The following is a 9,878-nucleotide window of genomic DNA, read 5'->3' on the forward strand; positions in this document are numbered from 1 at the left end:
GAGCGGTTCTTTGGCAGGCTGAAAGCCTCGTTCCGTCGCATCGCAACCCGATACGAAAAGACGTCACGCAATTTCCTGTCGATGATCAAACTGGCATCCGTCAGACTGTGGATCGAGTTTTATGAGTCGGCTGCCTAATGATACTTAAGGTGCCTTCAGACGCCTTCAATATCGCAACAAAAGACAGCCAAAAACGTCCCTAAATGAACGATTCCTTGAGCGCCGAGATACAACTCAACCTTAGAGTGATACGATCTACTCCATTAGCCACTCCCTAAAGGGAGCAGGCTATTGGCAAAACGGATCAGATATCGCGCAGATATTGCATCACGGCCGGACGCACGGTCTGGTCGCCGCGATGGCGGGCATCGACGATGATCTTGCGGATTTCTGCCAGATCCACCCGCATCAAAAGGGATTTCACCGGCCCCACCGAAGCCGGGCGCATCGACAGCACCCGCAGGCCCATGGCCGCCAGGCACACCGCTTCGATCGGGCGCCCCGCATCTTCGCCGCAGAAACTCAGTGGCGTGCCAGAAATCTCACAGCGTTCAACGATCTGCGAGATGAAGCTGAGGTAGCTGACATTCAACGTGTCATAGCGTTTGCGCACCCGCTCGTTCTCACGGTCGGCAGCAAAGAAAAATTGCTTCAGGTCGTTACCACCGATGGACAGGAACTCCACCTCGTCAAAAAACTTCTGCGGCGCAAAAGCCAGCGATGGGGTTTCCAGCATCGCCCCAACCTCAAGCTTTGAGGGCAAGACATGTCCCAAACGACGCTCACGCTCCAGCGTTTTGTCGATCTCGGCGCGGGCCGCGCGGAACTCTTCGAACTGGGCCACAAAGGGGAACATCACCGTCAGGGGGCGGCCATTGGCAGCGCGGATCAAGGCCTGCAACTGCATCCGCATCACACCAGGTTTGTCCAAACCCACACGGATGGCCCGCCAGCCAAGCGCCGGGTTGGGCTCGTCTGTGGGCTTCATATAGGGGAGCACTTTGTCCGACCCGATGTCCAAGGTGCGGAACACAACCCGCTTGCCACTGGCCGAGTCCAACACCCGCTGGTACAGCGCCACCAGCTCGGACCGTTTGGGCATCTGGTTGCGCACCAGAAACTGCAGTTCGGTCCGAAACAGGCCAACGCCTTCGGCGCCGGAATTCTCCAGCGACGGCAGATCCGCCATCAGTCCGGCATTCATCATCAAGCGCACCCGGCTGCCATCCCGGGTCACCGCCTGTTTGTCCCGGATCGAGGCATAGCGCTCCTGCGCCTGGGCCTGCATCGCGATCTTGTCCCGGAACGCCGAAACAATCGTGTCATCGGGCCGCAGATGCACAATGCCCTGCTCACCATCGACCATGATGTGATCGCCATTCAGCGCCTCGGTGGTCACCCGTTTGGCATGCACCACCAGCGGGATCGCCAACGCCCGCGCGATGATGGCCGCATGGGAGCCCACAGACCCCTCTTCCAGCACAATACCGCGCAGCGAACGGCCATATTCCAGCAACTCGCCCGGCCCGATGTTGCGAGCCACCAGCACCGGATCGTTGGGCATTTCAGCGCCCGTGGCACTGCCCTGCCCCGTCAGGATCCGCAGCAGCCGGTTGGACAGATCGTCCAGATCGCTCAACCGTTCGCGCAGATAGGCATCCTGCACCTGCAGCATCCGCGCACGCGCCTGGGATTGCTCTTTCTCCACCGCCGCTTCGGCGCTCAGACCGCGGGCGATATCTTCTTCCATCCGACGCATCCAACCCTTCGAGTTGGCAAACATCCGATAGGCTTCCAGAACCTGCAGCTGTTCCTTGTCGCCGGTCTGGGTGACCTGCAGCATCTTGTCGACGCCCACGCGCAGCTCTTCCACCGCTTCGGTGAGCCGCTCCAATTCGGTCTGCGGATCATCTGCAATGGGATTGGTGACCACAACGCGGGGTTCATGCAACCAGACATGGCCCTCCACCGCGCCTTCCTGCGCAATGGTCCCGCGCATCAGCACCGGCTGCTGGTGCAACGGCGACAGCGCCGCCCCTTCGCCCACAAAGGCACCCAGCTCCGCCATCTCGGCGATGACCATGGCCACCACCTCCAGCGCATAAACCGCATCTGATGAAAACTCGCGCGCGTCCTTGGACTGCACCACAAGGACGCCCATCATCTCGCCAAGGCGCTGCACCGGCACCCCAAGGAAAGAGGCAAACCGCTCCTCGCCGGTTTCGGGCATATAGCGAAAGCCCTTGGCGCTCGGCGCATCGGGCGTGTTGATCACCTTGCCGTATTTGGCAACACGGCCCACGAGGCCTTCGCCCATACGCATCCGGGTCTGGTGGACGGATTCCACGTTCAGACCTTGGGTCGCACAAAGCTCCAGCGTGTCTTCATCGCGGAACAGATAGACCGAGCACACTTCACTCTTCATGCTGTCCGCGATCAGCTGAGTGATCTTATCCAGCCGGGCCTGGCCAGCGTCATCGCCAGCCATGGCCTCGCGCAACCGCATCAACAGGTTGCGGCTTTCAGAATCGGTGGTCTTCGCCATGGAGCCGTTCACGCTGTTTTGGTGTCAGGCGTCCCAATCGGATCAGGCCGCCTTGTCCAGTTCGAAGGCATCATGCAGTGCTTGCACCGCAAGTTCCATGTATTTCCGGTCGATCAACACCGAAATCTTGATTTCGGATGTGGTGATCACTTTGATGTTTATTCCTTCATCAGACAGGATTTTGAACATCTTAGCGGCCACGCCGGATTGGGAGCGCATGCCGATGCCGACCACGGACACTTTGGCAACATCCTTGTCCGCCAACAGCTCCGCGTAGTTCAGCTCGCCCTTTTCCTTGATCGCCAGCAGCGCCTGTTCAGCGCGGGCCACCTGGTCGGTCGGGCAGGAGAATGTCATGTCGGTGCGACCCTCGTCGGAGATATCCTGCACGATCATGTCCACATTCACACCCGCGTCGCTCAGCGAGGTAAAGATGCTTGCGGCGATGCCAGGACGGTCGGCGACCGACTGCACAGTCAGCTTGGCTTCGTCACGGGAATAGGCCACACCGGCCACAACATTGGATTCCATGATTTCCTCCTCGTCGCAGACCAGAGTTCCGGCCTCGTCCGATTGTTCCTCGAAACTGGACAAAACGCGCAGTTTCACCTTGTAGCGCATCGCCAACTCAACCGAGCGGGTCTGCAAAACCTTGGCCCCAAGCGAAGCCAGTTCCAGCATTTCTTCAAACGCAATCCGATCCAGCTTGCGCGCCTTGTCACAGATCCGCGGATCCGTGGTATAGACCCCATCCACATCGGTGTAGATGTCGCAACGCTCAGCGTCGAATGCCGCCGCAAATGCCACCGCCGTTGTATCGGATCCACCACGGCCCAGCGTGGTGATCCGGCCTTCGGGACTGATGCCCTGGAAACCCGCGACAACCGCAACCCGCATGCCTTCGCCGAATTTGGCATTGATATTGTCGGTCGGGATCTCTTCGATCCGCGCCTGGCTGTGGGCGGAATTGGTCTTCAGCGGCACCTGCCAGCCCTGCCAGCTGCGGGCCGGTACATCCATCTCCTGCAGCGTCAGCGCCATCAGGCCTGCGGTCACATTTTCACCGGATGAGACAACCGCATCATATTCGCGGGCATCATACAACGGCGAGGTCTCATTGACCCAACCCACCAATTCGTTGGTCTTGCCCGACATTGCCGACACGATGACGATCACGTCATAGCCTTTGGCAACTTCGACACCAACGCGTTTGGCCGCGCGGCGGATCCGGTCCAGATTGGCAACCGATGTGCCGCCGAATTTCATCACAAGAACGGGCATGGGGCGTCTCTCCGTACGCTTGCGGGTTTCAACTCCCCGCCTCATATGCGAGCCGCCCCCGGAGGGCAAGGGCAGCGATTGTGATGGTACATGTCAATATGACGATGGCGCACGCAGATATGATGCGTGATATGACATCCATTTCGTCATATTGACTAGCTGCGCCAGAAACGGATCGTCAGAATGGCGTAAACCGCCATCAATTCCAATCGTCCAATCAACATCGCGGCACTGAGAATCCATTTCGCCGGATCGTTCAAACTGGAGAAGTTCCCGGCCGGCCCAATCGTATCCCCCAATCCCGGACCGATATTGGCCAGGGCACTGGCCGCACCAGACAAGGCCGTGACAAAATCAAGCCCCGTCAGCGCCAGCGCCCAGGCCACGATGCCCAGGGTCACCACAAAGAACATGAAGAAGGAAATCACCGAACTGAGCACTTCGTTGTTCACCGGCCGCCCCTCATAGCGGGGAATAAACACACCATGTGGCGAATGGATCCGCTGGATCTGCACGCGGATCGACGCCAGCAGCAATTGGTAGCGAAAGATCTTCACGGAACAGGCGGTCGATCCCGCACAGCCGCCGATCAACCCAATGAAGAAGAACACCGTAACCAGAAAGCTGCCCCATTGCATGTAATCCGCGCTGGCATAGCCGGTGCCCGAAATGATCGAGGTGATATTGAACAACGCTTCCCGCAGCGCACGCTCCGCCCCGTGGGGGGATGTGCAAAACAGCACCAGCGTCGCCACCAACACCAACACCGCAATGGTGACCAGAAACCCACGAATCTGACTGTCCCGCAGCAGCGGTGTCGTTTGGCCATTGATCAGCTGGACATAGCGGACAAACGGCAGCGCAGCGAGGATCATAAAGACTGTCGCAGCATATTCCGCCGGGCCGGAGAACGCCCCAAATGAGGCATCATAGTTGGAAAAACCACCCGTCGATGACGTTGTCAGCGCATGGACCAGCGCATCAAACACGCCAATGCCGAACATCATATAGACCACCATGCACGCCGCCGTCAGCAACACATAAATCAATGCGATCTGCTTCGCGATTGCCTGCGCTCGCGGCAGGATTTTTCCAAAGGTATCAAAGCTCTCGGATTTGAAGATCTGCATCCCACCAACGCGCAGTTCCGGCAGGAACACCATCGCCACAACAATGATGCCGATCCCGCCCAGCCACTGCAGAATACCGCGCCACAGCAGCAAGCCCCGTGGCAACGTCTCCAAACCGGACAACACCGTCGCCCCCGTCGTGGTCAGCCCCGACATGGCCTCAAAAAACGCATCCACATACCGCAGATCCGTCGGTCCCAACACAAAAGGGATCGCGCCGAAGACCGGCAACGCCAACCACACCAAAGTGGTCACAAGAAACGTCTGCTGAATGGTCAGCCCCTCGCGCACCGAATTGGCACAGCTGAAGGCCATCAACACCCCGGACAGGATGCATAGGATCGCACTTTGCAGAAACACCCACCAATCCGCCTGACCATCGTAGAGGTCGATGGCCAGCGGAAACAGCATGGTGACGCCGAGACAGGCCAGCAGAAGGCCGATGACATATCCAACCGGACGCAGATCTAACATGGCGGCAGCGTTGGCCCCAGCAGCGAGCGGTGTCAAGCCATCGGGCAGGCTCAGCTGTCGGATGCCTCAGATTTCCGTGGCGGTGCGGCGATTGGGCCTGTTGCTGCGGCGCGGCCTCGCTTCGCAGCGGGCGGCGTCTCATTTTGCAGCGGCACCTCCGGCGTTTCCGCCGCCGCGCGCAGGCTGGTTGGCAAACTGGATGGCAAGCTGGGCGGCAAACTGGGCGGGGGGCTGGGTTGCCGACGGGCGGACACTTTTGCAAGCTGTGGCTTTGGTGGCGCCGATTTTGCAGGTTTGGTGGATGCCGCCGCTGCGGGGGGCGACCGCCGTTGGCTTGCAAATGGTTGCGCGCTTTTCGCGGATGCAGGTCTCACCACTTTTGGCCGCGGCGCGGTGCCAGGCTGCTCCCCTGCTGCTTTGTGCGATGTTTGGCTCGCTGGTTTGTTACCGGTTTTATTGGCCGCCTTGCGCATCGTTTTTGTTGCAGGTTTGGTGGCTGATTTGGCGGCGGCTTTGGGTTTTGCGGCAGTTTTCGCAACAGGCTTGGCGGCTGGCTCCACTGCAGGTTTGTCGGCTGGCTCCACCACCGCCTCTACCACCGGCTTCGCTCGCCGTTTCGCTGCCGGGCGCGCAGGCTTGCGCGGCTTTGGTGGCACAGGGGTATCTGCCGTTGGTTGGACGCGGACCCCGTTAACCGCCAGGATCTGGCGAGCCATCTCCATCTGGAGATAGGGCACCTGCCCCATCAGCGCGACCGTGCCCTGCCACAGACGCAACTGTTGTCCCATCGCAGCCCCAAACGCAGCTGCCGGACTATTGGGTAGTTTCTTTGGGTCGAAAAACGCAATCATCGTCGTCTCCTGTAGGACAAGGCAAGCAGACCCCAGGGCGTCAGGACGCCAGGACAGAGCAAACCAGATGCGCAGCAGCGATGCCCACCGTGACACCTGCCGTGATACCTGCCGCAACACCAAGAGCTCATGATCAGGCCAAACGCACCAGCCAGTTGGCCCCAAGTCCGATCCGGATCGCAAAACGCACAAAAACACCCCAGGGTTGCATGAAGGCTAGCACAGAAATGACGCAACGCAGCATAAAAATTGCTGCAGCGCAAAATGATCGGCCAAAATCCGCAAAACAACAAAAAACCGCCCACAAAACATGCAGGCGGTTTCAATATTTCAACAGGCTGTCAGATCATGGTCTAGCGGCTCGCCGCTCCAAACACTCAAGGCGCGAATGAGGCTGACAGATCACCCCTGATGGATCAGCGTCGCAAACAGCTTGGGGTCGATGCTGTCGCTGGCAAATGTGTCACCTTGGGTCAGTACGCTGATCGCATCATGGCTGTGCAGGCTTTCCTGATGGCTGGCCACCACCCGGAAATCACCGACACGCGGATCCGATTGCAGCGCTTCGCAGAACAAACGCGCCGCATCTTCGACAAAGATCGGATTGGCTGCGTTCAGCTCGGCAAAGGCCTGTTCATCTTCGCGTTTCACCATCACCTGCGTTTCGGTGGGCACCGCGCGGCGGCAATGCTCAATCACGTCTTCGAACCACAGGCAGGGCGCGTCTGGTTCCTGCACCAGCGATACGCGCGCAACCGACCGTTGCGAATGCGGTGTCGCCAATTGACCACGGGCGCTGCGTGCGTGCTCGCTCAGCTCCAGTGAACAGGGGCAGGTCGAGGAATAGACGTAGTCCAGATGAATGATCTTCATCCGCTGGCCTGCGCGCTCCACGATCTCCAGCGCGATATCGTAATACTGATAACCGGACAGACCGGAGCGCAGGCTCTGCACCTTCATCGGAAAGGAAAACCGCATCTGCAGCCGGGCGTCCATGCTCTCCAGATCGTTCAGGTAGTCATCCAGCGCCGCTTCCATCACCTCAAAGCTGAAGGTCCGCTCCGCATGCTTGTAAAACGACCGCATGATCCGGGACATGTTGATGCCCTTCTTGTCGGCCTCCAGGCTGACGGTGCCGGTCACACTGGTTTCCAGCGTCAGATCGCCATTGTCGCGGGTGCGGAACTGGATCGGCAGGCGGAAATTGGAAATGCCCACATGCTGGATCTGCTGATGCGCACCGCGGATCAGGCTGGATGGCCCGTTTTGCAGATCCGGCAGGGTGCCGCGATAGGCCGCGTCAACCTCAAAACCCTCTGGGTAGGTGCGCGACAGATCGGGATAGTTCCCCACCGGCGCATCTGGCAACAGGCGCGCGACAGCCGGATCCAGCTGTGCGATTTCGGTCTCAGTGGCGGAGCTGGCCCAATGGCGCAGCAGATCGAGCGCACGCTCGGCATCCGCACGATCCGGCGCCGTGGTCAGATTACGCAAATGAGTGTTCATAGAACGGAGACCTCCGATAAAGCTGCCGGTCAGGGACAGCCAAATTGATTTTTACGGTTACGCAATTCCAGGGCCGTTGGATCAGTCAAAAACGTCGCGTCTGATGTGAATACGCCGCATTTTCGCGCTTGTCACACAGAAGCCTTGCTGATCTGCAAAACGATGCGGTTCCCTCCGTCTACGACCCAATAACTGACACCAATTCCGCGCCGGGCTGCCGCTCTGGTGGCAGCTTACCCTTGCAACTCTTCTGCTGAGGGAGATGGATCATTTCTCCCTTGGGTCAACAGAAAATAAACAGTTTTTAACAGCACGACCAGCCAGAAGGCCGACGGAGATGGCCGCCAAAACGTCACAGCTTGCGCTACTGTCGGCCAAAACATCATCAGCCCCGCTATCATCACGACCCCCGCGGTGACCAAACGGGGCTGAGCACCGCAGAAATGATCCCGGCAGGAGCGGTTTGACCGCACCCTTTTCAGATCAAATCGTTTGAGGCTAGGTCGCGTTAGGGCCAGGTCTCGTTAAGGCCAGGCCGGATTCAGGCCAAATCGCGTTCAGGCCGGGCTGCCTTAGGCCAGAACCCCATCCAGTGCCTGGCGCAGATCAGCGATCAGATCCTGCGGGTCTTCCAGACCGACCGAGAACCGCACCAGCCCTGCCGTGATGCCCAACTCGTCGCGCTGTTCTTCGCTCAGCCGCTGATGGGTGGTGGTGGCCGGATGGGTGGCGATCGATTTCGCGTCCCCAAGATTGTTGGAAATCACCGGGATGCGCAGCGCATTCAAAAACGCAAAAGCCGCGTCCTTGCCACCCTTGAGATCCAGCGACAACACAGTCCCGCCACGGCCACCCAATTGGGTTTGGATCAGGCCATTTTGTGCATGACCCGGCAGGCCCGGATAAATGGTGCGCGCCAGGGCTGGATGACCCTCCAGCGCCTCTGCAAGGGCCAAGGCCGATTCTGTCTGCGCGTTGACCCGCAAGGAAATGGTCTCCAACCCTTTCAGCAGGGTCCAGGCGTTGAACGGGCTCAGGCTGCCGCCAGTGTGTTTCATGTAGGGTTCAACCGTGCCACGGATGAAGTCTTTGGTGCCCAAAATCACCCCGCCGAGGACACGGCCCTGACCATCGATGTGTTTGGTGGCCGAGTAGATCACCACATCAGCGCCCTGTGCGATGGCCTCGGAATAAACCGGCGTCGAGAACACATTGTCCACCACAACACGCGCGCCCACCGCATGGGCGATTTCCGCGACCGCCCGAATGTCGATCACCTCGAGCGTCGGGTTCGACATCGATTCAAAGAACACAGCCTTGGTGTCGGGGCGCACCGCTGCGCGCCAGGCATCCAGATCAGTGCCGTCCACAAAGGTCACCTCAACCCCAAAGCGGGTCAGGATATTTTCGAGAATATAGAGACAGGACCCAAACAGCGCCTTGGCCGACACCACGTGGTCACCCGCCTTCAGCATCGACGTCAGAGCGCCATTGACCGCCGCCATGCCAGACGCCGTGGCAAACGCGTCCTCCGCGCCCTCCAGCGCGGCAATGCGGTCTTCGAACATCGCCACCGTTGGGTTGCCATAGCGGGCATAGATAAATTCATCATCGCCGGTTTCGATAAACCGGGCCTCGGCCTGCTCTGCGCTGTCATACACAAAGCCCTGCGTCAGATAGATCGCCTCGCTGACCTCATTGTACTGGCTGCGGCGTGTGCCACCATGCACCAATTTGGTCCGGCTGTTCCAACTCTCGCTCATCGCTTCACTCCTTGCGCCTCTCGCGCATCAAAAAACCCCCATTCGGCCAAGCGAAAGGGGGTCCTTCACATCCTGACCTCTTTAGCGGGAATGTTTTACGTGGCCCGCAATCCGGTACAAATCGCCACGATATCTGTGTGGTTGCGATACGCTCAAACCGCCTATTGGTCAAGGCCCTGTGGCGCCGCATGTCGCTAACAAGCGATATGTCCGGTGTAGGTAACATGCGATCTGTCCGGTTTTATCATGTCTCCGAAAGGAGGCGTTATGAAGCGGACAGAAGTGTTACAGGAAGTTCGACTTATGAAGTTCGAAGACGTGTATTCGC

At 59.1% G+C, this 9,878-nt stretch carries 5 protein-coding genes, 1 pseudogene and 1 riboswitch; of the genes and pseudogenes, 1 reads left to right on the forward strand and 5 read right to left on the reverse strand.

Going from position 1 to position 9,878, the window contains the following annotated elements; translation table 11 throughout:
- A pseudogene (locus Q0C28_RS16885) lies at positions 1 to 138 on the forward strand (IS5/IS1182 family transposase); the annotation flags it as partial.
- 166 nt (positions 139 to 304) lie between these two features.
- Here the strand turns inward: Q0C28_RS16885 and ptsP are convergent.
- The 5 genes from ptsP to metZ form a co-directional block, all read right to left on the reverse strand.
- Positions 305 to 2,545 (reverse strand): phosphoenolpyruvate--protein phosphotransferase, encoded by a 2,241-nt coding sequence (gene ptsP / locus Q0C28_RS16890; protein WP_293577535.1) that lies wholly within the window; start codon positions 2,543 to 2,545, stop codon positions 305 to 307.
- Positions 2,546 to 2,587: 42 nt separating this feature from the next.
- A complete protein-coding gene (locus tag Q0C28_RS16895) occupies positions 2,588 to 3,826 on the reverse strand; it encodes an aspartate kinase (RefSeq protein WP_293577536.1) in 1,239 nt (412 codons plus the stop codon).
- A gap of 155 nt (positions 3,827 to 3,981) precedes the next feature.
- Positions 3,982 to 5,430: a TrkH family potassium uptake protein gene (locus Q0C28_RS16900; protein ID WP_293577537.1), complete on the reverse strand. Its 1,449-nt coding sequence runs from the start codon at positions 5,428 to 5,430 to the stop codon at positions 3,982 to 3,984.
- Between the two features lie 1,253 nt (positions 5,431 to 6,683).
- Positions 6,684 to 7,787: a GTP cyclohydrolase FolE2 gene (gene folE2 / locus Q0C28_RS16905; protein ID WP_293577538.1), complete on the reverse strand. Its 1,104-nt coding sequence runs from the start codon at positions 7,785 to 7,787 to the stop codon at positions 6,684 to 6,686.
- 572 nt (positions 7,788 to 8,359) lie between these two features.
- Positions 8,360 to 9,550, reverse strand: a complete 1,191-nt coding sequence (gene metZ / locus Q0C28_RS16910; protein ID WP_293577540.1) for an O-succinylhomoserine sulfhydrylase — start codon at positions 9,548 to 9,550, stop codon at positions 8,360 to 8,362.
- Positions 9,551 to 9,610: 60 nt separating this feature from the next.
- Positions 9,611 to 9,688, reverse strand: a riboswitch (SAM riboswitch).
- Between the last annotated feature and the right edge of the window lie 190 nt (positions 9,689 to 9,878).

The organism is Phaeobacter sp., assembly GCF_022825805.1.
Classification (GTDB): Bacteria; Pseudomonadota; Alphaproteobacteria; order Rhodobacterales; family Rhodobacteraceae; genus Phaeobacter.